Source organism: Micromonospora chersina (genome assembly GCF_900091475.1).
Classification (GTDB): domain Bacteria; phylum Actinomycetota; class Actinomycetes; order Mycobacteriales; family Micromonosporaceae; genus Micromonospora; species Micromonospora chersina.
Genome location: NZ_FMIB01000002.1, coordinates 3,475,986 through 3,497,504, shown reverse-complemented (window position 1 = coordinate 3,497,504; position 21,519 = coordinate 3,475,986). Strand labels below are relative to the sequence as shown.

The 21,519-nt window shown below is 73.6% G+C and carries 17 protein-coding genes; 8 read left to right on the top strand and 9 right to left on the bottom strand.

The features are described from left to right. Nucleotides 1–81: 81 nt before the first annotated feature. Nucleotides 82–1,746 carry a phospho-sugar mutase gene (locus tag GA0070603_RS15980; RefSeq protein ID WP_091314141.1) on the bottom strand — a complete coding sequence of 555 codons (1,665 nt, stop codon included), beginning with the start codon at nt 1,744–1,746 and terminating at the stop codon, nt 82–84. Nucleotides 1,747–1,796: 50 nt separating this feature from the next. Further along, nucleotides 1,797–3,833, bottom strand: coding sequence for a protein kinase domain-containing protein (locus GA0070603_RS15975; RefSeq protein ID WP_091314138.1), 2,037 nt, complete (start codon nt 3,831–3,833; stop codon nt 1,797–1,799). 203 nt (nt 3,834–4,036) lie between these two features. On the opposite strand from GA0070603_RS15975, the gene GA0070603_RS15970 reads away from it, so the two are divergent. Together GA0070603_RS15970 and GA0070603_RS15965 are read left to right on the top strand one after the other, a co-directional pair. Further along, entirely contained in the window at nt 4,037–5,620 is a 1,584-nt protein-coding gene (locus tag GA0070603_RS15970; RefSeq protein WP_091314134.1) for an acyl-CoA mutase large subunit family protein, read from the top strand. A 641-nt stretch (nt 5,621–6,261) separates the two neighbouring features. Then, on the top strand, nt 6,262–7,521 hold the full coding sequence (locus GA0070603_RS15965) for an amidohydrolase (protein ID WP_091314131.1): 1,260 nt from the start codon (nt 6,262–6,264) through the stop codon (nt 7,519–7,521). Here GA0070603_RS15965 and GA0070603_RS15960 read toward each other — a convergent pair. Then, on the bottom strand, nt 7,478–8,446 hold the full coding sequence (locus GA0070603_RS15960; protein WP_208862890.1) for a DUF4349 domain-containing protein: 969 nt from the start codon (nt 8,444–8,446) through the stop codon (nt 7,478–7,480). The genes GA0070603_RS15965 and GA0070603_RS15960 overlap by 44 nt on opposite strands. 122 nt (nt 8,447–8,568) lie before the next feature. Here GA0070603_RS15960 and GA0070603_RS15955 point away from each other — a divergent pair, with 122 nt between their 5' ends. From GA0070603_RS15955 to GA0070603_RS15940, 4 genes are read left to right on the top strand one after another with little or no spacing between them, the layout of a single operon-like run. Next, nucleotides 8,569–9,198: an MBL fold metallo-hydrolase gene (locus tag GA0070603_RS15955; RefSeq protein WP_091314128.1), complete on the top strand. Its 630-nt coding sequence runs from the start codon at nt 8,569–8,571 to the stop codon at nt 9,196–9,198. Nucleotides 9,199–9,204: 6 nt separating this feature from the next. Continuing rightward, nucleotides 9,205–10,146 carry a hypothetical protein gene (locus GA0070603_RS15950; RefSeq protein ID WP_091314124.1) on the top strand — a complete coding sequence of 314 codons (942 nt, stop codon included), beginning with the start codon at nt 9,205–9,207 and terminating at the stop codon, nt 10,144–10,146. Nucleotides 10,147–10,189: 43 nt separating this feature from the next. Further along, nucleotides 10,190–10,930 carry an SCO6745 family protein gene (locus tag GA0070603_RS15945; RefSeq protein WP_091314122.1) on the top strand — a complete coding sequence of 247 codons (741 nt, stop codon included), beginning with the start codon at nt 10,190–10,192 and terminating at the stop codon, nt 10,928–10,930. A 41-nt stretch (nt 10,931–10,971) separates the two neighbouring features. After that, complete coding sequence (locus tag GA0070603_RS15940; RefSeq protein ID WP_091314119.1) at nt 10,972–11,934, top strand: GNAT family N-acetyltransferase; 963 nt, start codon at nt 10,972–10,974, stop codon at nt 11,932–11,934. Nucleotides 11,935–12,006: 72 nt separating this feature from the next. On the opposite strand, the gene GA0070603_RS15935 is transcribed toward GA0070603_RS15940, so the two are convergent. Next, nucleotides 12,007–12,462 carry a gamma-glutamylcyclotransferase gene (locus GA0070603_RS15935; RefSeq protein WP_091260426.1) on the bottom strand — a complete coding sequence of 152 codons (456 nt, stop codon included), beginning with the start codon at nt 12,460–12,462 and terminating at the stop codon, nt 12,007–12,009. 109 nt (nt 12,463–12,571) lie between these two features. Here GA0070603_RS15935 and GA0070603_RS15930 point away from each other — a divergent pair, with 109 nt between their 5' ends. Beyond that, the gene (locus tag GA0070603_RS15930; protein WP_091314116.1) at nt 12,572–13,975 is read left to right on the top strand and encodes an NAD(P)H-quinone dehydrogenase; all 1,404 of its coding nucleotides are present in this window, start codon (nt 12,572–12,574) and stop codon (nt 13,973–13,975) included. On the opposite strand, the gene GA0070603_RS15925 is transcribed toward GA0070603_RS15930, so the two are convergent. Together GA0070603_RS15925 and GA0070603_RS15920 are read right to left on the bottom strand one after the other, a co-directional pair. Continuing rightward, nucleotides 13,953–14,621 (bottom strand): DUF998 domain-containing protein, encoded by a 669-nt coding sequence (locus tag GA0070603_RS15925; RefSeq protein WP_091314112.1) that lies wholly within the window; start codon nt 14,619–14,621, stop codon nt 13,953–13,955. The genes GA0070603_RS15930 and GA0070603_RS15925 overlap by 23 nt on opposite strands. Nucleotides 14,622–14,707: 86 nt before the next feature. Continuing rightward, nucleotides 14,708–15,340, bottom strand: coding sequence for a DedA family protein (locus GA0070603_RS15920; RefSeq protein ID WP_091322000.1), 633 nt, complete (start codon nt 15,338–15,340; stop codon nt 14,708–14,710). Between the two features lie 508 nt (nt 15,341–15,848). On the opposite strand from GA0070603_RS15920, the gene thrS reads away from it, so the two are divergent. Then, on the top strand, nt 15,849–17,081 hold the full coding sequence (gene thrS / locus GA0070603_RS15915) for a threonine--tRNA ligase (protein WP_341864954.1): 1,233 nt from the start codon (nt 15,849–15,851) through the stop codon (nt 17,079–17,081). A gap of 46 nt (nt 17,082–17,127) precedes the next feature. On the opposite strand, the gene GA0070603_RS15910 is transcribed toward thrS, so the two are convergent. Genes GA0070603_RS15910 through GA0070603_RS15900 form a run of 3 tightly spaced genes read right to left on the bottom strand, consistent with a single transcriptional unit; the run spans nt 17,128 to nt 21,484 of the window. Further along, nucleotides 17,128–19,239, bottom strand: coding sequence for an ABC transporter ATP-binding protein (locus GA0070603_RS15910; protein WP_091314104.1), 2,112 nt, complete (start codon nt 19,237–19,239; stop codon nt 17,128–17,130). Further along, entirely contained in the window at nt 19,236–20,969 is a 1,734-nt protein-coding gene (locus GA0070603_RS15905; RefSeq protein WP_091314101.1) for an ABC transporter ATP-binding protein, read from the bottom strand. The genes GA0070603_RS15910 and GA0070603_RS15905 overlap by 4 nt, the downstream gene beginning before the upstream one ends. Further along, nucleotides 20,963–21,484 carry a MarR family winged helix-turn-helix transcriptional regulator gene (locus tag GA0070603_RS15900; protein WP_091321999.1) on the bottom strand — a complete coding sequence of 174 codons (522 nt, stop codon included), beginning with the start codon at nt 21,482–21,484 and terminating at the stop codon, nt 20,963–20,965. The genes GA0070603_RS15905 and GA0070603_RS15900 overlap by 7 nt, the downstream gene beginning before the upstream one ends. Nucleotides 21,485–21,519: the final 35 nt, after the last annotated feature.

Genomic DNA, 21,519 nt, shown 5'->3' with positions numbered 1-21,519 from the left:
GGCCCCTTCTTAACGCCTCCGGTAGAGCAGGGGCCCCTTCTTAACACTCGGCGTTAAGAAGGGGCCCCTGCTTACGGCTGGTCAGAGGCCTAGGGCGGCGGCGATCTCACCCCGGAGTTCCGTCACCAGGGCGTGGGCGCGGCGGCGGGCCGACGGGACATCGCCGTCGGTCACCGGTTCCACCACCTCCAGGTACGCCTTGAGCTTCGGCTCGGTGCCGGAGGGGCGGATCACCACCCGGGCGGCGTCGGTGCGCAGGATCACCACGTCGGACTCGGGGAGCAGGTCGGACACCTCGGTGACCGGGTGGCCGAGCAGCGCGGTCGGGGTGGCGGCGCGGATCCGGGCCATGCCGTCCGCGATGACCCGCAGGTCCTCCACCCGGACGGAGAGCTGGTCGGTGTGGTGCACGCCGAACTCGGCGGCCAGGTCGTCCAGCCGGTCGGTGAGCGTCCGGCCCTCGGCCTTGAGGACGGCGGCCAGCTCGGCAACGGTCAGCGCCGCGGTGATGCCGTCCTTGTCCCGCACGTGCTCCGGCGCGACGCAGTAGCCGAGCGCCTCCTCGTAGCCGAAGACCAGCGGCTCCCGGCCGCCCCCGGCCCGGACGATCCACTTGAACCCGGTAAGCGTCTCGTCGTAGGGCACGCCCCGGGCCGCGGCCATGGCCCGGAGCAGGGTCGAGGAGACGATCGTGGTGGCGTAGAGGCCGGTCACGCCGCGCCGCATGAGGTGGTCGGCGAGCAGCGCGCCCACCTCGTCCCCGCGCAGCATCCGCCAGGTGCCGTCCGCCGGCACGGCCACGGCGCACCGGTCCGCGTCCGGGTCGTTGGCGATGGCGATGTCCGCGCCGGTGCTGCCGGCCAGCGCCACCAGCTTGTCCACCGCGCCCGGCTCCTCCGGGTTGGGGAAGCTGACCGTCGGGAAGGCCGGGTCGGGCTCGGCCTGCTCGGGGACCACGCCGGGCGTCGGGAAACCGGCCCGGGCGAACGCGGCGGTCAGCACCGCGGCGCCCACACCGTGCAGCGGCGTGTACGCCACCTTCAAATCCCGCGGGCCGGCCGGGTCGACCACCGCGGCGGCCCGCTCCACGTAGCCGGCGACCAGGTCGTCGCCGAGGACCTGGCCGGGCGGGCCGAGCGGTACCGCGGCGAGGGGGCCGACGGCCCGGATGGCGGCCTCGATGCCGGCGTCGGCCGGCGGCACGATCTGCGCGCCCGCGCCCAGCTCACCGCCGAGCTGCGCACCCAGGTAGACCTTGTAGCCGTTGTCCTGCGGCGGGTTGTGGCTGGCGGTCACCATCACACCGGCCACCGCGCCGAGGTGCCGCACCGCGAAGGCCAGCACCGGGGTGGGCAGCGGGCGGGGCAGCAGCAGGGCCGGGCGGCCCGCGCCGGTGGCCACCTGGGCGGTGCGCTCGGCGAAGGCCCGCGAGCCGCGCCGGGCGTCGTACCCGATCACCAGCGGGCCCTCGCCACCCTGTGCGGCGAGCCAACCGACCAGCCCGGCGGCGGCCTGGGTGACCACCGCGAGGTTCATCCCGTTCGGGCCGGCCCGCAGCGGGCCGCGCAGCCCGGCGGTGCCGAAGGTCAGCGGGCCGGCGAACCGGTCGGCCAGCTCCGGTGCGCTGCCCGGCAGCCCGGCGAGGACGGCGCGCAGCTCGTCGCGGTCGGCCGGGTCCGGGTCGTCGTCGAGCCAGCGCTCGGCCCGGGCGCGAAGGTCGTCAAGGTCAGTGGTTTCCGCCGCCATTGCCTCATGAAAGCACGGCGACGGATCACCACCGGCCGTCGGCCTCGACTTCAGTTGTTACCGGTGAGCTGGAACGAGCGGGCCATCGCCTCGAAGATCGGCTTGCTCTCGGCGAAGTCGGCCTCGTTCGCGGTCAGGTAGAACGAGTAGACCTTTCCGTTCTGCACCACGCCACGCCACATGCCGTGCCGCTTCGCTTCGCCGTCGCCGCAGGTGTACTCGAACTCCGCCGCCGGCTTGCCGGCCAACGTCGGCTCGCTCATAGCCAGCTGCTCGTAGGGCTTGGCGCACGACTTGCTCTTGTCCCGCAGGTTGCGGGAGGCGAACTCGGCCCAGCTGACCGAGGTCCCGCCCCAGTCCTCGGCGAGGATGCGGACCTTGCGGCCCTCGGTGTTCGGGTCGACGTAGTCGACGAAGAGGCCGCCGGTCTTGCGGTCCCAGCCCTTCGGCACCTGGAGGGTGATGCCCTTGACGGACTGCTCCTGCATCTCCACGGGCGGGGCCTCCGCGGACGACGAGGGCAGCGCGCCCACGATCGGCGGGGGCGTGTCGTCGCCGCCGCTGGTCAGCGCGATCACGCTGACCAGGAGCAGCACGGCCACCCCACCGGCTACGGCGAGCTGGACCTTGCGCGGCCAGCCCTTCACGCGGCCGACGAGCTGGCCGCCGACGCCCTTGGCGCGGCCGAGCGTGCCGCCGTCGGTGGGCGGCCCGGCCGGGGCCGCCGTCCAGGGCTGGCCGGTGCCCGGCACCGACCACTGGTTGCCGCCGTACACCGGCTGGGTGGTGTCGGCGCCGCGGCCGTAGACCGGCTGGGTGGTGTCCGGACGCCCGGCGGGCACCCGCTGGGTGGCGTCGGGCGCGGCGGTGTGGCCGAGCCGCTGGGTGGCGTCCGGCGAGATGCGCTGGGTGGCCTCCGGTGCCGCGTTCGGCCCGGACATCGCCCCGGTCGGGGTGTGCAGCGGGCCGGCCAGCGCGTCGGCGCTGGTCTCGTCGAGCGCGGCGCCACCCACCGCCGGCGTGGCGCCGGGACGCTCGCCGCGACGCAGGGCGGCGAGCCGGTCGGTGAGCGACTCGCCGGGGGCGATCATCGCCGGGCCGCCGATCTGCCCGGTCGGCTTCGGCTCGATGGCGGGCGGCGGCGTCGACGGCCGCTGCACGGGCACCACGGCGTACGGGTCGGTCACCGAGTTGACCGCGGTGGCGGTGCTGGTCAGCGGGCCGGCGAGCAGCTCGCGGAGCATGCCCCGGGCGGTGTGCACGTCCAGCCGGCGGGCCGGGTCCTTCTCCAGCAGGCCCATCAGCACCCGGGTCAGCGGGCCGCTGCGCTGCGGGGTGGCCGGCGGGTCCTCGACGACCGCGTGCATGGTCTCGATGGGGTCGCCCTTGTCGAACGGGGGACGCCCCTCCACCGCGGTGTAGAGCGTCACGCCGAGCGAGAAGAGGTCGCTGGGCGGGCCGAAGTCCTGGCCCATGGCCCGCTCGGGAGAGATGAAGTGCGGCGAGCCGAGCACCATGCCGGGCGTGGTGAGCTGCACGTCGGTGGGCATCCGGGCCACGCCGAAGTCGGTCAGCACGCACCGGCCGTCGGAGCAGATGAGCACGTTCGCCGGCTTCACGTCGCGGTGCAGCACGCCGATGGCGTGCGCCACCTCCAGCGCGCCGAGCAGGGCGATGCCGATCTTGGCGACGGCGCGGGGCGCGACGGGCCCGTCCTCGATCACCATGTCGGCCAGGCTGCGCGCGTCCAGCAGCTCCATGACGATCCACGGGCGGCCACCCTCGGTGACCACGTCGTACACCTGGACGACGGCGGGGTGCTGGATCGCCGCGGCGGCGCGGGCCTCGCGGAGGGTCCGTTCGTACATCGCGTCGCGGTCGCTGGGCGCGAGCCCCGGCGGGAGGACGACCTCCTTCACCGCCACGTCGCGCCGCAGCAGGGTGTCTGTGGCACGCCACACCGTGCCCATGCCGCCGTTGCCCACGGGCGAGCGCAGCGAGTAGCGGTCACCGATGGTGGTGCCGGGTGCTGCGCGTCCAGTGGGGGGACTGGCCGGTCCGCCGCTCCACGTCGGGATCTGAGTCACAGAAAAGCCACCGGGGGATATCGAGGGGGCTGGGACACAACCCCCCTATCTTGCTGGTTCCGACGCCCGATGCGAAACCCGACGCGGCGGACGTTTACCTACTCGACGGTATGTGGCCAGCTACTCACCTCCGGTCGATGCCGCCGTCGCGGTGTGCGGTATCCCTCACCCAACGAACGGCGACCGCGTCCTACCATCCGGTAATGAGCGAAGCGCGGTCAAGCGAGTCGGGTTTCCCGATCAAGGGCGTCTACACGGCGGCCGACCTTCCGGAGGACCTGGACTCCCGGCTGGGCGGCCCGGGCGAGTACCCGTACACCCGCGGGGTCTACCCGACGATGTACACCTCCCGCCCGTGGACCATGCGGCAGTACGCCGGCTTCGGCACCGCCACGGAGAGCAACGCGCGCTACCACCAGCTTCTGCGCGCCGGCACCATGGGCCTCTCCGTCGCCTTCGACCTGCCCACCCAGATGGGGTACGACTCCGACGAGCCGATCGCGCACGGCGAGGTGGGCAAGGTCGGGGTCGCCATCGACTCCATCGAGGACATGCGGACGCTCTTCGACGGCATCCCGCTGGACAAGGTGTCCACCTCGATGACCATCAACGCGCCCGGTTCGGTGCTGCTCCTGCTCTACCAGCTCGTGGCGGAGGAGTCCGGGGTGCCGGGCTCGGCGCTCAACGGCACCATCCAGAACGACATCCTCAAGGAGTACATCGCCCGGGGGACGTACATCTTCCCGCCGAAGCCCTCGCTGCGGCTGGTCGCCGACACCTTCGCGTACTGCCGCGCCGAGGTGCCGAAGTGGAACACCATCTCCATCTCCGGCTACCACATGGCGGAGGCGGGGGCGTCGCCCGCGCAGGAGATCGCGTTCACCCTGGCCAACGGCGTGGAGTACGTCCGGGCGGCGCTCGCCGCCGGGCTGGCCGTGGACGACTTCGCGCCCCGGCTCTCGTTCTTCTTCGTGGCCCGCACCACGCTGCTGGAGGAGGTCGCCAAGTTCCGGGCGGCCCGGCGCATCTGGGCCCGGCTCATGCGCGACGAGTTCGGGGCGAAGGACCCGAAGTCGATGATGCTGCGGTTCCACACCCAGACCGCGGGCGTGCAGCTCACCGCCCAGCAGCCGGAGGTGAACCTGGTCCGGGTGGCGGTGCAGGGCCTCGGCGCGGTGCTCGGCGGCACCCAGTCGCTGCACACCAACAGCTTCGACGAGGCGATCGCGCTGCCCACCGAGAAGGCGGCCCGGCTGGCTTTGCGCACCCAGCAGGTGCTGGCGTACGAGACGGACCTGACCGCCACCGTCGACCCGTTCGCCGGGTCGTACGTGGTGGAGGCGATGACCGCCGAGCTGGAGACGGCGGCCGACGAGCTGATGCACCGGGTCTTCGACCACGGTTCGGCGGTGGACGCCATCGAGGCCGGCTTCCAGAAGCGGGAGATCGAGCAGTCCGCGTACCGGATCGCCCAGGAGATCGACTCGGGCGAGCGCGTGGTGGTGGGGCTCAACCGGTTCCAGATCGACGAGGAGGAGCCGTACGAGCCGCTGCGGGTGGACCCGACGATCGAGGTCGCCCAGGCCGAGCGGCTCGCCAAGCTGCGCGCCCAGCGGGACTCCGGCGCGGTCGAGCGCGCCCTGGCCGAGCTGCGGGCCGCGGCCGAGGGCAACGCCAACGTGCTCTACCCGATGAAGGACGCGCTGCGTGCCCGGGCCACCGTCGGCGAGGTGTGCGGCACGCTGCGCGACGTGTGGGGGATCTACCGGCCGAGCGACAGGTTCTGAGTCGACCCGACGGCGGCCCCGCCGGCACCCGCGTGGTGTCCGGCGCGGGCCGCCGTCGCGTTCCCGACCCGGCGCTGACCTGGGCGTTCGGCGCGGGGCGGCGTACAGTCGATGGTCTCCCCGCACGCGGCGGGGGCGGTGACGGCTCGGTGCGGATCCTCCCCGGGCGCCGCCGCCCGGGCGCCGCTCCCGGGTCCGTCGGGCAGCGTGGCCGGAGCCGGCGCGCGTGTGCGGATCGGGAATGCGGGTAACCCGGTCGGGGTGAACCGGACGGACAGCCTGTGCGGTCGCACTCGGGACCGGCATGTCACCGTCGGGAGTCGCTCGACAGCCGACGGTTGTCGCGAATTGTCCGAGCGGCAGTTAATTGCCACGACTAATGCGACAATTCGGAACGACGACCGGGGATTTGGTGACCGATGAATCGGTTACGCGTTGTAGGAGGTGTGGGGCAGATGACGGCGTTCGACCGCGATCTACCTGCTGTCCCGCAGATATTCGGGCCCTCCCACCAGGGCATTCGTGACGCTGCGCGGTCCGACCGCTACGCGAAAGATGTTGCGCAGCGTCACCGCCGGAGGTCTAGGCTGTCTGCTGTTCTCCCCGATGATCCATCCATCTCTAGTGATCGAGAATTCGACGTGACGAGTGCGTTGACGCTGCCGTCGGGCAGCCCGCTGGCATCGTCCTGGCCGGAGGCGCCGACCGGGTCCCAACCCCTGCCATTCGAGCTCGACCATCTGCTCGCGCTGCGGGTACCCGGCCTCATCGCGACCCGCCGTCACATCCACTCCCACCCGGAGCTCTCCGGCGAGGAGTTCGAGACGGCCGCCCTGGTCCACCGGGAGCTCTCCCTCGCCGGGCTGAACCCGCGCCTGCTGCCCAAGGGCAACGGCGTCATCTGCGACATCGACGGGCGCCCGGACGGTCCCGTGATCGCGCTCCGCGCCGACATCGACGCGCTGCCGCTGACCGACCCGAAGGACGTGCCGTACCGGTCCACGGTGGACGGCGTCTGCCACGCCTGCGGGCACGACGTGCACACGAGCGTCATGCTCGGCGTGGGCATGCTCCTCGCCCAGCTCGCCGACCTCGGCCAGCTCGACGGCCGGGTGCGGCTCATCTTCCAGCCCGCCGAGGAGATCCTGCCCTGCGGCTCGCTGGAGGTCATCGAGGCCGGCGGCCTGGACGACGTCGTGCAGATCTTCGCGGTGCACTGCGACCCGAACCTGCCGGTCGGCAAGGTCGGCCTGCGGGTCGGCCCGATCACCGCCGCCGCCGACAACGTCACCGTGCGGCTCACCGGCCCCGGCGGGCACACCGCCCGCCCGCACCTGACCGTCGACCTGGTCGACGCGCTCGGCCGGCTGGTCACCGAGGTGCCGACCCTGGTCAGTCGCCGGGTGCCGGCCAACAGCGGGCTGCTGCTGGTGTTCGGCCACGCCTCGGCCGGCACCCGCTACAACGTCATCCCCTCCGAGGCCTGCGCCGCCGGCACCCTGCGGGTGATGGACCGGGACACGTGGGACCAGGCGCCGAAGATCGTGGCCCAGGTGGTGCGGGACGTCCTCGCCCCCACCGGCGCCACCGTCGACCTGGAATACCTGCGCGGCCGGCCGCCGGTCACCAACGACGCCCGCGCCATCGGCGTGCTCACCGCCGCCACCGCCGCCGCGCTCGGCCCGGAGGGCATCGCCGAGACCCCGCAGAGCATGGGCGGCGAGGACTTCTCCTGGTACCTGGAGCACGTGCCCGGCGCGCTCGCCCGCCTCGGCGTCGGCCGGAACGGGCCCAACGTGGACCTGCACCGGGCCTCGTTCGACGTGGACGAGCGCGCCATCCCGGTGGGCGTACGCCTCATGGTCCAGACCGCGCTGCGGGCACTGGCGGCGGCCCGCTAGGCACCGGAGCCGCCGGCTCCGGCTGCGCCGGACCGGCCGGCGGCGTACGGCGCCCGCGGCGACGCGCCAGGGCCACCACGAGCGCCACCGGCACGCCGATCGCCAGCGCGAACGGCAGCACCGCGCCCAGCACGGTGAGCGCCACCCGCAGCGAGCCCAGGAACGCCGACCAGCCGCCCCGCAGCCCGGTCAGGAAGCCGAGGTCCTCCTCGTCCTCGGTGGCCGCGGCCTCCGGGCCGACGAAGGTCACCGTGACGGTGGAGAGCGCCGTCAGGTCGGCGAGCCGGCGCTTCTTCGCCTCCAGCGAGGCCAGGTCCGCCTCCCGGCGGCCCACCTCGTTCTCCAGCGTGACCAGGTCGTTGATCGAGGTGGCCCGGGCCAGCAGCCGGCGGGCGCTGTCCACCCGGGCGCGCTGGGTGGCGATCCGGGCGTCCAGGTCGACGGTCTCCTCGGTCACGTCCTCGGTCCGTACCTCGCGCCGTTCCTGCCTGCCGAGCTTCGCCAGCGCCTCCAGCACGCTCGTGAACCGGTCCGCCGGCACCCGCAGGATTAGCTCGGCCCGGGCGTCCGCGGAATCGCTGTTGCGCTGGTCGCCGCCGACGAAACCGCCCGCCGCCGTCACCGCCGTGCTCGCCTCGCGTGCCGCGCGCTCCACGTCGTCCACCCGCACCTGGAGCGTTCCGGTGTAGATGATCGCCCGCTGGTCGACCCGCAGGTCCGCGCCTCCCGCACCGGACTGCGCCTTCTCCGGCGCGGCCTGGTCCCGGTCCGCCGCCCCACCCGCCACCGCCTGCGGCTGGGCGGCCGAACCCGCGTTGTCGCCGCCCGAGTCGCTGCCCGCGCTGCACGCCCCGACGCCCAACACCACCAGCAGCCCGGCCGCCGCGAGCGCCCGGCCCCGGCGCCGGCTGTCCCGTATCCTCATGTCCCCGCTCCGATCCTCCGACGGCCCCGCCACGGGACCGATACGTCGGACGCGACGCGACACCGCGCCGGTTCCGGCAGACTGCGCTGAGGACGTCACGATTCGATAATCGAGGAGTCACGATGCAGGTCACCAAGTACACCCACTCCTGCGTCCGGCTGGAGCACGACGGCGGAGTGCTGGTCGTGGACCCCGGTGTCTACAGCGAACCCGAGGCGCTGGACGGGGTGGACGCGGTGCTCATCACCCACGAGCATCCGGACCACGTGAACGTCGAGGCGCTGACCCGGGCGCTGGACCGGCGGCCGGTCCCCGTGCACGGTCCCGCGTCGCTCGCCGGCACCCTGGGCGACGCGGCCGAGGCGCTGACCGTGGTCGTGCCGGGCGAGTCGTTCACCGCGGCCGGCGTGGCGGTCCGCGCGTACGGCGGCCAGCACGCCGTCATCCACCCGGACATCCCGGTCGTGCAGAACCTGGGCTACGTGTTCAACGACGTCGTCTACCACCCGGGCGACTCGCTGGTCGTTCCCGACGACATCCAGGTGGACACGCTCTTCGCCCCGATCCACGCCCCCTGGTCGAAGTTCTCCGAGGTCGTCGACTTCATCCGGGCGGTCGCTCCGCGGCGGGCCTTCGCGCTGCACGACGGGCTGCTCAACGACAGGGGCTTCGGCGTGCTCGACCGCCAGTACACCGCGCTGTCGAAGACCGAGTACCGGCGGCTGGAACCGGGCACCCGGATCGACGCCTGACCCCGCATGGCCGGTCCACCCCCCGACCTGGTCCAGCGGCTCTACGCGACGCCGCCGGACCGGTTCGTCGCGGCCCGGGACGCCGCCGTCGCCGAGGCACGCCGGGCCGGCGACCCGAAGGGCGCCCGGGAGATCGGCAAGCTGCGCCGGCCCACCGTCGCCGCCTGGCTGGTCAACCTCCTCGCCATCCGCCGCCCGGAGCTGGTCGCCGACCTGGCGCAGCTCGCCGAGTCCCTCCGCTCCGCCCAGCGGGAACTGCGCGGCGGCCGGCTCCGCGAGCTGTCCGCGCAACGCCGGGCCGTCGTGGGCGCCCTGGTCGCCGAGGTACGCAAGCTCGCCGCCACCGAGCCGGGCGCCCCGCCGGTCGGGAAGCTGCCGCTCGGCGAGGTGGAGGCGACGCTGAACGCCGCACTCTCCGACACCGAGGTGGCCGAGCAGGTCCGCGCCGGCCGGCTGCTCCGGGCCACCCACTACGCCGGGTTCGGCGAGGTGCCCAGGCCGCAACTGCGGCTGGTCACCGGCGGTGGGGAGGAGGAACCCGCCGTACCGGACCGGGCGGCCGAGCGCGCCGAGGCCCGGCGGACGCGTGACGAGCGCGCCGCCGAGCGGGCGGCGAGGGCCGAGCGGGCGAAGCGCCGCCGGGCCGTGGAACGAGAGCTGGCGAAGGCCCGCGAGGAGCAGGAGCGGGCCGAGGCGGAGCTGGCCGAGGCCGCCGACGCCGAACGGGACGGCGGGGCGACGCTGGACCGGATCGAGACCGAGCTCGCCGAACTCGAACGCCGTCGGGCCGTCGCCGAGCAGGAGCTGAGCCGGGCCAAGCTGGCCCGCCGGGGCGCGGAGCGGTCGCTCACCGCGGCGCGCCGGCGCACCGGCGAGGTCGAGGCCGCGTTGGAGGCGCTCGACGCCGAAGAGGGGGATGCCGCGGAGGGTGGTCACGGGGCAGACTGACCGTGATGGATGACCACGGTGGACGGACGGTGGGGTGCCGCCGATGACCCCGGAGCAGGTCGCCGCCGCCAGCAAGCCGCTGGTGCTGGAGCTCGGGGAGGCATTCTCCCGCTGCCCGTCGACGCTGCGCCGGGCCCGGCTGCTCGGCATCTCCGGCTGGGCCTTCTACATCACCGGCCGGGCCGGGGCCCTCGGCGACGTCCGCGCCGAGACCGTCGCCGCCGCGCTCGGTTTCATCGCACCGGAGGCGGTCGCCGACGGCTGGGACGCCGCCGTGCGGACCGTCCCGCCGCTGGAGGTGGCCGCCGCGAACCTGGCCGAGTGCTGCCGGTGGGGCGTGGCCACCCTGGGCGACGCACCGGAGACGTCCCGGCTCGCCGGGCTGCTGGGCCGGGCTGTCGACGCGGCGGACGGCAGCGCGATGCCGCTCTTCGCCGCCTGGCGGGCCATGCCGGTCGACGATCCCGCGCCCGGCGCCCGGGCGGCCGTCGCGCTGCTGCTGCTCCGCGAGCACTTCGCCGGGGCGTACCTGCTGGCGGTGCGGGCCTCCGGGATGACACCGCTGGAGGCGGTGCTGGCCGGGCCGGAGGGGGACGCCGGGGCCGCCGCGTGCGGCTGGCCGCCGCCGTACCCGCCGGTGGGCCCGCTGGTGCGGCGGCGGCTCTGGGCCGAGGCGGTGACCGACCGGCTGGTCTCCCCGGCGTTCCGGGCCCTCGGCCCCGGCGAGGGCGCGGAACTGCTCAACCTGCTCACCGTCGCGCGGCTGCGCCTCCGCGGCCGATAAATGGGAAGCGCGTCGCGAGGGCGGCTGCCACTATCTGCCGCGTGACGATTCCCGCCGGTTGGACCGCCCGCCGCCCCACCCTCGACGACGTGCCCGCGATCCTGAAGGTGGTGCACGCCGCCGACACCTTCGCGGTCGGCTACCCCGACTTCGACGCGGAGGACGTGCGGGACGCCCTGACCGCGCCCTTCGTCGACATGGCCCGGGACTCCTGGCTGGTCACCGACCCGGACGGCACCGCCGTGGCCTGGTCCATCCTGAGCAACCCCACCGGCGTGGGCCGGGAGTGGGTGGACGTCCTGGTAGACCCGGACCGGGCCGCCGACCTGCGCGCTCCGCTGCTGGCCCGGCTGCTCGACCGGGTCGCCGAGCGGGCCGCCGAACGCGGCCTGCCCGCCCTCACCGCCCGCACCGGGGTCTACGCCCCGGAGACCCGCTGGGCCGAGGAACTGGTCGAGGCCGGCTTCACCCGGATCAAGCGGTACATCCGGATGACCCGCTCGCTGGCCGACCTTCCCGCCGAGCCGGCGCCCCCAGCCGGGGTGACCGTCCGGCTGCTGCGCGCCGACGACGAGTCCGACCTGCGGCTGTTCCACCGGATCTTTGACACCGCCTTCCGGGACACCCCCGACTACGAGCCGGTCGGCTTCGACCAGTGGCGCGAGCAGCTCCCGTCGTACGGCAAGGTGTGGGACGAGTGGTTCGTGGCCGAGGTCGACGGCGAGCCGGCCGGCGCGCTCCAGTCCTCCGACCAGGCCCTCGACCAGGACATGGGCTGGGTGCGGACGCTGTCCGTGCTGCCCGCGTACCGGCGGCGCGGGGTGGGTGCGGCGCTGCTGCGCCGGGCCTTCGCCGTCTACGCCGCGAAGGGTCGGGCCGAGGCCGGCCTCGGTGTCGACCTGGCCAACCCGACCGCGCCGGTCACCCTCTACCGCTCCGTCGGGCTGGCCGACGCGCGCTGGACCGACATGTACGAGCGGAGTGTCCCCGCCGCGGGTGTGTGATACGCGACCCGCCGCGGGGTCGACGCCCGGCCGGAGGACCCGCCGGAGCAGACTGGAGACGTGGGAGACGCGCTACGCGGACGCGGTGCCGGTGGGGCGGGACCGCAGCTCGGTGACGTAGTCGTCCGGCGCGCCCGCCTTCTCCGCCGCGTTCGCGATCTCCGACAGGTACCACGACGTCGGCAGGCCGCCCTCGTACCCGTCGAACACGTAGACCCAGGCGGTCACGTCCCCGTCCAGCGTCGAGACGCGGACGGTCAGCTTCCGGTACGTCCCCGAGGTGACGCCTTCGATCTCGTCGAGCTGCGCCGCGTCGTACGGGTGGATGTCGTAGAGCGCCACGAAGACGCGGTCGCCCGGCGACTCGACGACGGTGCTGACCGAGCCCTCCCAGCCGATGACGTCCTCGCCCGCGAAGGTGAGCCGCCACCCCTCCAGCCAGCCGGTGCCCACCATCGGCGAATGCGGGCAGTAGGCGCGCATGCGAGCGGGGTCCAGGTTCGAGCCGTAAGCGGCGTAGAGACGCACGGCGATGACGATAGCCCGGCCGACGGGTGGGGGAGAATACGACGGTGCGTGTCGAACGCGACGGGGAGAAGAAAGTCACTGTGAGCATCGCGGACGAAAGGATGGCCCTGTGAGCCAGATCGTGATCATCGGCGGGGGGCCGGCCGGGTACGAGGCGGCGCTCGTCGCCGCCCAGCTGGACGCCGATGTCACCGTGGTCGAGGCCGAGGGGGCCGGCGGCGCCTGCGTCCTCTCCGACTGCGTGCCGTCGAAGACCTTCATCGCCAGCTCCGAGGTGGTCACCGGCTACCGGGACACCGAGGAGTTCGGTGTGCACTCCGACGGGCTGGAGGCGGTCACCGTCGACGCCCCGGCGGTGCACGAGCGGGTCAAGCGGCTCGCCCTGGCGCAGTCCGCGGACATCCACGCCAAGCTGATCAAGGCCGGGGTCGAGTTCGTCGCCGGCACCGCCCGGCTCGGCGAGGACACCCTCGGTCACACCCACCGGGTGATCGTGGCGCCGGCCGACGGGGGCGAGGAGTACTCGATCGCCGCCACCACAGTGCTGATCGCCACCGGCGCCACCCCGCGCCAGCTCCCCACCGCCCTGCCCGACGGCGAGCGCATCCTCACCTGGCGCCAGGTGTACGACCTTCCGGAGCTGCCCGAGCACCTGATCGTGGTCGGCTCCGGCGTGACCGGCGCCGAGTTCGCCAGCGCGTACCTGGCCATGGGGGTCGAGGTCACGCTGGTCTCCAGCCGCGACCGGGTCATGCCGCACGAGGACGCCGACGCCGCCTCGGCCATCGAGCGGGTGTTCCGCAACCGGGGCATGACCATCCTCAACAACTCCCGCGCCGAGGCGGTCCGCCGGATCGGCGACGGCGTCGAGGTGGTGCTCTCCGACGGCCGGGTGGTGGCCGGTTCGCACGCGCTGATCGCGGTCGGCTCGATCCCCAACACCGCCGACCTGGGCCTCGCCGAGTACGGCGTCGAGCTGGCCCGGGGCGGCTACGTCACGGTCGACCGGGTGTCCCGGACCAACGTCCCCGGCATCTACGCGGCCGGCGACTGCACCGGCGTGCTGCCGCTGGCCAGCGTCGCCGCCATGCAGGGCCGGATCGCCATGTGGCACGCGCTCGGCGAGGCCGTCCGGCCGCTGCGGCTGCGTACCGTCGCGGCGAACGTCTTCACCGACCCGGAGCTGGCCACCGTCGGCGTCTCGCAGGACGAGGTCGACGCCGGCAAGGTCCCGGCCCGACAGGTGATGCTGCCGCTTTCCGGCAACGCCCGGGCGAAGATGGCCGACCTGGCCGACGGCTTCGTCAAGCTCTTCTGCCGGCCCGCCAGCGGGCAGGTGATCGGCGGCGTGGTCGTGGCGCCGAAGGCCAGCGAGCTGATCCTGCCGATCACCATGGCGGTGGAGAACAACCTCACCGTCAACGAGCTGGCCCAGACCATCACCATCTACCCGAGCCTGTCCGGCTCGATCACCGAGGCGGCCCGCCAGCTCATGCTCCACGAGCTGGAGTGACCTCGCGCGCCACCTCGGCGAGCTGGCGGTGTTCCCACCCCCGGGGCACCGCCACGCCGCCGAGGCGGCGTCCGGCCAGCGTGGCCGCGACCACCGCGAGCAGGGCGACCTCGGCGAGGATGAGCACGCGTTCGGCGAGGCCGATCAGCAGCCGGTCGCCCGGGTAGGCCGACCAGACCATCACCGCGGCCAGCAGCAGGCTGGTCAGGGCGAGCCCGCGCAGCCAGCCGGCGGCCCGCCCGCCGAGCGGCCGGGCGAGCAGCCAGCCGGCGACCGGCAGCGCCAGGAAGGCCACCACCGAGGCGTACCGGTGCAGGTAGGCGGCGGTGTCCATGGGGAGCCCCGGCTCGTTGGTGGGCACCACCGCGGCCGCCAGCAGGCCCGCGGACCAGGCCACCAGCAGCGTTCCCGCGAGCCGGCCCGCGCCGGCCCGCCGCAGCGCCGGCAGGAGTACGACGGTCGCCGCCGCCAGCACCGCTATGGCCGTGTCGATGACGCCGCCCCGGTCCGAGACGGCGAAGTCGCTGACGGTCAGCGACCAGGGATTCAGGTCGTCGCTCACCTCGAGGTGACCGAGGACGGCGAGCACCGCCGCCAGGGCGATCCCGCCGAGGGCCAGCAGGCCGCTGTTCCGGGTTCCAGGCATGCCTCAGCCTGTCGCCGGAACCGCCCGAAACGGATCGGGGACCACCACCCACTTCGATCCCGGGGTCGCCCCCTACAGGCCGTGCCTCAGGAGGCGATCGTCGGTTCCTCGACCGTTGCCTCGGCCTCCGAGTGGGCGTGGCGGGCGCTGATCGCCGTCATGGCCCAGCCTGCCGCCGCGAACCCGGCCGCCGCCGTGCCGCCGATCAGCAGCAGCCGCCACGCCGACTCGGTCAGCGCCGCTCCGCCGAGGTGGCCGACGAGCGTCCCGTACGCGGCCCAGCAGACGGCCGCGGCGGCCTCGTACAGGATGAAGAGGCGGTACGGGTAGCGGCTGCGCCCGGCCGAGAAGCAGGCCGCCATCCGGCCGCCGGGCACGAACCGGCAGAGCAGGATCACCAGTGGCCCGGGTTCGCGCAGGCCACGGGTGACCCGGGCGGCGGCCCGGCGGGCCCGTCCCGGCGTCCCGTGTCGCGGCTCGCGGCGGGTGGGCGCGGTGCGGCCCAGCACGTAGCAGGCGAGGTCGCCCGCGAACACGCCGAGCGCGCCGACCGCGATGGTCAGCGGCAGGTTGAGCCCGCCGTAGACGGTCAGTGCCCCGCTGGTGATCATGACGACCTGGGTCGGCACCACCGGCACGAAGGCGTCGGCGACCAGCAGGGTGAGCAGCACCGCGTACGCCCACGTGGGCGACGCGACGTCAGAGATGAGTTCGGCCACGACCGCCACCTCGCCGGAGTTCCCCGTTCGACAGCACCGAGCCTGACGGCGTGTCCCGCGTCACCGTGATCGGCCCTGCCCGGCGGTGACCGGCGACACCGGCAGGCCACTGGTGTACAACGACGCAGCGGCGCCGAATGTGACGAGCCGCGGAGGCGCCGCCGGCCGCGGGGGCGGGCGGCGGATCGACGATCGGCGGCGTACCGTTGTCGGCGCGCGGCTCCGGAGACGTCGGGTCCCCCGTTCCCGACGGACGGGCCGCCGCGGGTCGCCGGCAGGTCCCGTGCCGGCGACCCGCTCCTACCGCACCACCGCCGGGTGCGTCGCGGAATCCAGGTGCACCAGCCGCGCCGCCGCGCGTACCGTCGCCGCATGCGCAGCGCGGTGAGGACCACGACGCCGGGTGTTCCCGGCGCGCCGCACTGACGTTTTCGTCGACGAGGCCCCGGGGCGATCCGCTCCGGGGCCTCGCGGCGTTCCGGGCCAGCTCGCCTCCGGGTCGTACCCGATCAAGGAGAGCGACATGATCGACCACCGCAGGCTCGGCCGGGACCTGGAGCTGTTCGTCTCGGACCCCCTCGCGGGCGCCGGGCTGCCGATCTGGCTGCCGGCCGGCGCCGCCGCCCGGCACGCCGTCGAGGAGTACGTGCGGGAGTTGGAGCGCCGCGCCGGCTACCGGCACGTCTACTCGCCGCCGCTGGGCAAACGGGAGCTGTTCGAGCTGTCCGGCCACGTCGGCTACTTCGCCGGCGACATGTTCCCGCCGATGCGGCTGAGCGCCGACGACGAGTTCGTGCTGCGCCCCGCGCTCTGCCCGCACCACGCGTTGGTGTTCCGCGCCCGCGGCCGCTCCTACCGGGAGCTGCCGCTGCGGGTCGCGGAGATCGGCGGGATGTACCGGGCGGAGCGCTCCGGGGTGCTCGGCGGACTGTCGCGGGTCCGCGCCATCTCGCTGAACGACGCGCACAACTTCTGCGCGCTGGAGCAGGTCGGCGACGAGGTACGCGAGATCCTCCGGCTGATCCGCGAGGCGCACGCGGCGCTCGGCGTCCGCCCGGCCGGGTTCCGGTTGTCGATGCGCGGGCCGGGGGAGAAGTACGTCGGCGACGACGCCGACTGGGCGCGGGCCGAGGAGCTGCTCCGCGCGGCGCTCGACGGGGTGGACTACGAGGAAGGGCCGGGCGAGGCCGCCTTCTACGGCCCGAAGATCGACATCCAGATCGTGGACGCGGCCGGCCGGGAGTCGACCATCTCCACCGTCCAGCTCGACTTCGACAAGCCGGAGCGGTTCGACCTGTCGTACACCGACGCGGACGGGCGCCGGAAGCGGCCGGTCATGGTGCACCGGAGCCTGGTGGGCAGCATGGAGCGGCTCTTCGCGTACCTCATCGAGGTGCACGCCGGCGCCTTCCCGGCCTGGTACGCCCCGGTGCAGCTGGTGCTGCTCCCGGTCGACGACGGCCAGGCCGACGCGGCCGTGGCGCTGGCCCGCCGGGCCGAGGCGGCCGGGTTGCGGGCCGAGGTCGACCTGGCCGGCTCGCTGGGCGCCCGGATCCGCGACGCGGCCCGCCGGAAGGTGCCGTACGTCGGGGTGATCGGCCGCCGGGAGGCCGCCGACGGGTCGGTCGCCCTGCGGCTGCGCGACGGGCGCGGGCTCGACCCGATGCCCGCGGCCGACGCGCTGGGGCTGGTCGGCGCCGTGGTGGCGGCCCGCTCGGCCGACCTGCTCCCGCCGGCCTGACCGGCGGCGCGCCGCTCCGGCCGGGCCGCCGCTCGTGGCGTCCATGTCAGCGTCCGGCCGGCGCGGCCGCCGGCTTCCCGGGCGGCCCGCCGCCGGGGCGTCCGGGCGGCCCGCCCGGCCTCCCGGGCGGTCCGCCGGCCGGCAGCGGCGCGGCGGCCTCCTCGTCGACGGCCGCGCCGGTGAACTGCGACCGGTAGAGCTCGGCGTACGGGCCGTTCGCCGCGACCAGCTCGTCGTGCGTGCCCTGCTCGACGATCCGGCCCTCGTCCATCATGAGGATCAGGTCGGCGTCGCGGATGGTGGAGAGCCGGTGCGCGATGACGAAGCTGGTCCGGTCGCTGCGCAGCGCCGCCATGGCCCGCTGGAGCAGCACCTCGGTGCGGGTGTCGACGGAGCTGGTGGCCTCGTCGAGGATCAGCAGCGACGGCTCGGCGAGGAACGCCCGGGCGATGGTGATGAGCTGCTTCTCGCCGGCGCTGACGTTGCTGCCCTCCTCGTCGATCACGGTGTCGTAGCCGTCGGGGAGGCTGCGCACGAACCGGTCCACGAAGGTGGCCCGGGCCGCGGTCAGGATCTCCTCCTCGGTGGCGGTCGGCCGCCCGTACGCGATGTTGTCCCGGATGGTGCCGCCGAAGAGCCAGGTGTCCTGGAGCACCATGCCGATCCGGCCGCGCAGCTCGGCCCGCTTCATCGACCTGATGTCCACCCCGTCCAGGGTGATCCGGCCGGCGTCCAGCTCGTAGAACCGCATGATCAGGTTGACCAGGGTGGTCTTGCCGGCGCCGGTCGGGCCGACGATGGCCACGGTGTGCCCGGGCTCGGCCACCAGCGAGAGGTCGTCGATCAGCGGCTTGTCCGGGTCGTAGCGGAAGGAGACGTGCTCGAACTCGACCCGGCCGGTGACCTTGGGGGGCGCGGGCCGGTCCGCGACCTGCTCCTCGGCGTCGAGGACCTCGAAGACCCGCTCGGCCGAGGCCACCCCGGACTGGAGCAGGTTGGCCATCGAGGCGATCTGGGTCAGCGGCTGCGTGAACTGCCGCGAGTACTGGATGAACGCCTGCACGTCGCCGAGGCTCATCGTGCCGGAGGCCACCCGCAGCCCGCCGACCACGGCGATCGCGACGTAGCTGAGGTTCCCCACGAACATCATCGCCGGCATGATGATCCCGGAGATGAACTGGGCGGCGAAGCTGGCTTGGAACAGCTCCTCGTTCTTGGCCGCGAAGGCGGCCTGCGCCTCGCGCTGCCGGCCGAAGACCTTTACCAGCTCGTGGCCGGTGTAGGTCTCCTCGATGAGGCCGTTCAGCTCGCCGGTGTGCCGCCACTGGGCGATGAACCGGCGCTGCGAGCGCTTCGCGATCTGCTGGGTGACGACCACCGACAGCGGCACCGCCACCAGGGCGACCAGGGCCAGCAGCGGCGAGATCCAGAACATCATGGCCAGCACGCCGACAACGGTGAGCAGTGCGCTGAGCAGTTGGCTGAGGGTCTGCGACAGGGTCTGCGAGATGTTGTCGATGTCGTTGGTGACCCGGCTGAGCAGCTCACCCCGGGGCTGCTTGTCGAAGTAGGGCAGCGGCAGCCGGTTGAGCTTGTCCTCCACGTCGGCGCGCAGCCGAAGCACGGTGCGCTGCACCACCCCGTTGAGCAGCCAGCCCTGCCACCACATGAGCAGGCTGGCGCCCAGGTACAGCGCGAGCGCCAGGGTGAGGGTGCGGCCCAGCGCCGTGAAGTCGATGCCCGCCCCGGGCACCACGTCCATCCGGGCCAGCATGTCGGCGAAGTTGTCGTTGCCGGCGGCCCGGGCCGCGGCGACCGCCTGCTCCGGGGTGGTGCCGGCGGGGATCTGCCGGCCGATCACCCCGGCGAAGATGATGTCGGTGGCGTGCCCGAGGATCTTCGGGCCGATCACGCTCGCCCCGACGCTTGCCACCGCCAGGGTGATGATCGCGGTCAGGGAGAACCGGTGCGGCCGCAGGCGGCCGAGCAGCCGGCGGGCGGACGGCCCGAAGTTCATCGACTTCTCCGCCGGCATGGCGGCGCCCATCCACGGCGGGCCCCCGCCGCGCCGTGCGGCGGCCGCCGCGGGCAGCCGCTGCGGCGCCTGCCCGTCGGCCTTCGGACCGGGGCCGGGCTTCTGTCCGGGTACGGCGGTCATGCGGTCACCTCCGCCGTCTGCTGGGACGCCACGATCTCGGCGTACGTCGGGCAGGTCACCAGCAGGTCCTCGTGTCGTCCCATCCCGACGACGCCCCCGTCCTCGAGCACGATGATCTGATCGGCGTCGACGATCGTGGAGACCCGTTGGGCCACGATCACCACCACCGCGTCCGCGGTGACCGGTTTCAGCGCGGCCCGCAGCCGGGCGTCCGTGCCGAGGTCGAGCGCGGAGAAGGAGTCGTCGAAGAGGTAGATCTCCGGCTGGCGGACCAGCGCGCGGGCGATGGCGAGCCGTTGCCGCTGGCCGCCGGAGACGTTCGTGCCGCCCTGCGCGATGGGCGCCTCCAGCCCGCCCGGCATCTCCGCGACGAAGTCGCGGGCCTGCGCGATCTCCAGCGCCGCCCAGAGTTCGGCGTCGGTCGCGTCCGGGTTGCCGTACCGGAGGTTGCTGGCGACGGTGCCGGTGAACAGGTACGGCCGCTGCGGCACCAGCCCGATCCGGCGCCACACCTCGTCCTGCTCCAGCAGCCGTACGTCCACCCCGTCGACAAGCACGGCGCCGGCGGTGGGGTCGACCAGCCGGGGGATCAGGGTGAGCAGGGTGGTCTTGCCGGCGCCGGTGGACCCGATGATCGCCGTGGTCCGGCCGGGGCTGGCCCGGAACGAGATGTCGTGCAGCACCGGGGCGCTCGCGCCCGGGTACTGGAAGGAGACGCGGCGGAACTCCAGCTCCGCGCGCCGGGTCATCGCGATCATCGGCTCGACCGGCGGCACCACCGACGAGTCGGTGTCCAGCACCTCGACGATCCGCTCGGAGCAGACGGCCGCGCGCGGCACCATCATCAGCATGAAGGTGGCCATCATGACCGCCATCAGGATCTGCATCAGGTACTGCAGGAAGGCGGTGAGCGCGCCGACCTGGATCTGGCCGGAGTCGACCCGCTCCGCGCCGAACCAGAGCACCGCGACGCTGGAGACGTTGAGCACCAGCATCACCACCGGGAAGATCAGCGCCTGGAGGCGGCCGATCCGCAGCGCGGTCGCGGTCAGGTCCGTGTTCGCCACCCGGAACCGCTCGGTCTCGTAGGGCTCGCGGACGAAGGCCCGGACCACCCGGATTCCGCTGATCTGCTCGCGCAGCACCCGGTTGACCGTGTCGATCCGGGTCTGCATGAGCCGGAAGCCCGGGACCATCCGCCGGGTGATGAGGCCCAGCGCGACGGCCAGGACCGGCACGCAGACCAGCATGAGCCAGGAGAGCCCGACGTCCTCCTGGAGCGCCATGACCACGCCGCCGACGCTCATGATCGGCGCGGCGACCAGCATGGTGCAGCTCATGAGCACGAGCATCTGCACCTGCTGCACGTCGTTGGTGTTCCGGGTGATCAGCGAGGGCGCCCCGAACCGGGCCACCTCGCGGGCGGAGAAGCGGTTGACGTGCGCGAAGATGCCGGCCCGGACATCCCGGCCGAAGCCCATGGCCGTCTTCGCGCCGAGGTAGACGGCGACGATCGAGCAGGCGATCTGGAGCAGGCTGACGAGCAGCATCCAGCCGCCCGTACGCAGGATCTGGTCGGTGTCGCCGACGGCCACGCCGCGGTCGATGATGTCGGCGTTGAGGCTCGGCAGGTAGAGCGATGCCATCGTGCCGACGAACTGGAAGGCCACCACCGCGGCCAGCAACCGCCGGTACGGGCGCAGGTGGGTACGGAGCAGGCGGATCAGCACGGACGGCTCCCCGATGGGTTCTCGGTGTCGGACTCGCTGTCCGGGTTCAACCGGCGAAGGTCCCCATCGGACATGCTCGTGATGATTTCGGTGAGGAACTCGCGGATGACCGCCTGCTTCGCCGGGTCCGCGTCGACCGAGGTCAGCGGCCGATTGCTGTGGATCAGGTCGATGATGGCGAGCGCGTGCTCCCGGCCCTTGTCGGTGAGGCTGAGCTGGACGCTGCGCCGGTCGGCCGGGTCCCGGCGGCGGGCGACGAAGCCGTCCCGCTCCAGGGTGTCGACGATGCCGGTGAGGGTGGCGGGCCGGACGAAGCACCGCTCCGCCATCTCCCGGTGGGTGCTGTCGCCGGCCCGCAGCAGGACGAGCAGCACCCGCATGCCGGCGGAGGTGAGCCCGTGGTGTTCGGCGAGGTAGCGGCCCCAGCGCTGCTCGACGACGTGTCCGGCGATGGAGATGAGCCGGCCGAGCGGCGCCTGCTGGAGCACGTCGGGGAAGCGGACGAGCGGTCCCATGTTCACGGGCGTTACGTTAGCCCCCGAACGGTAAG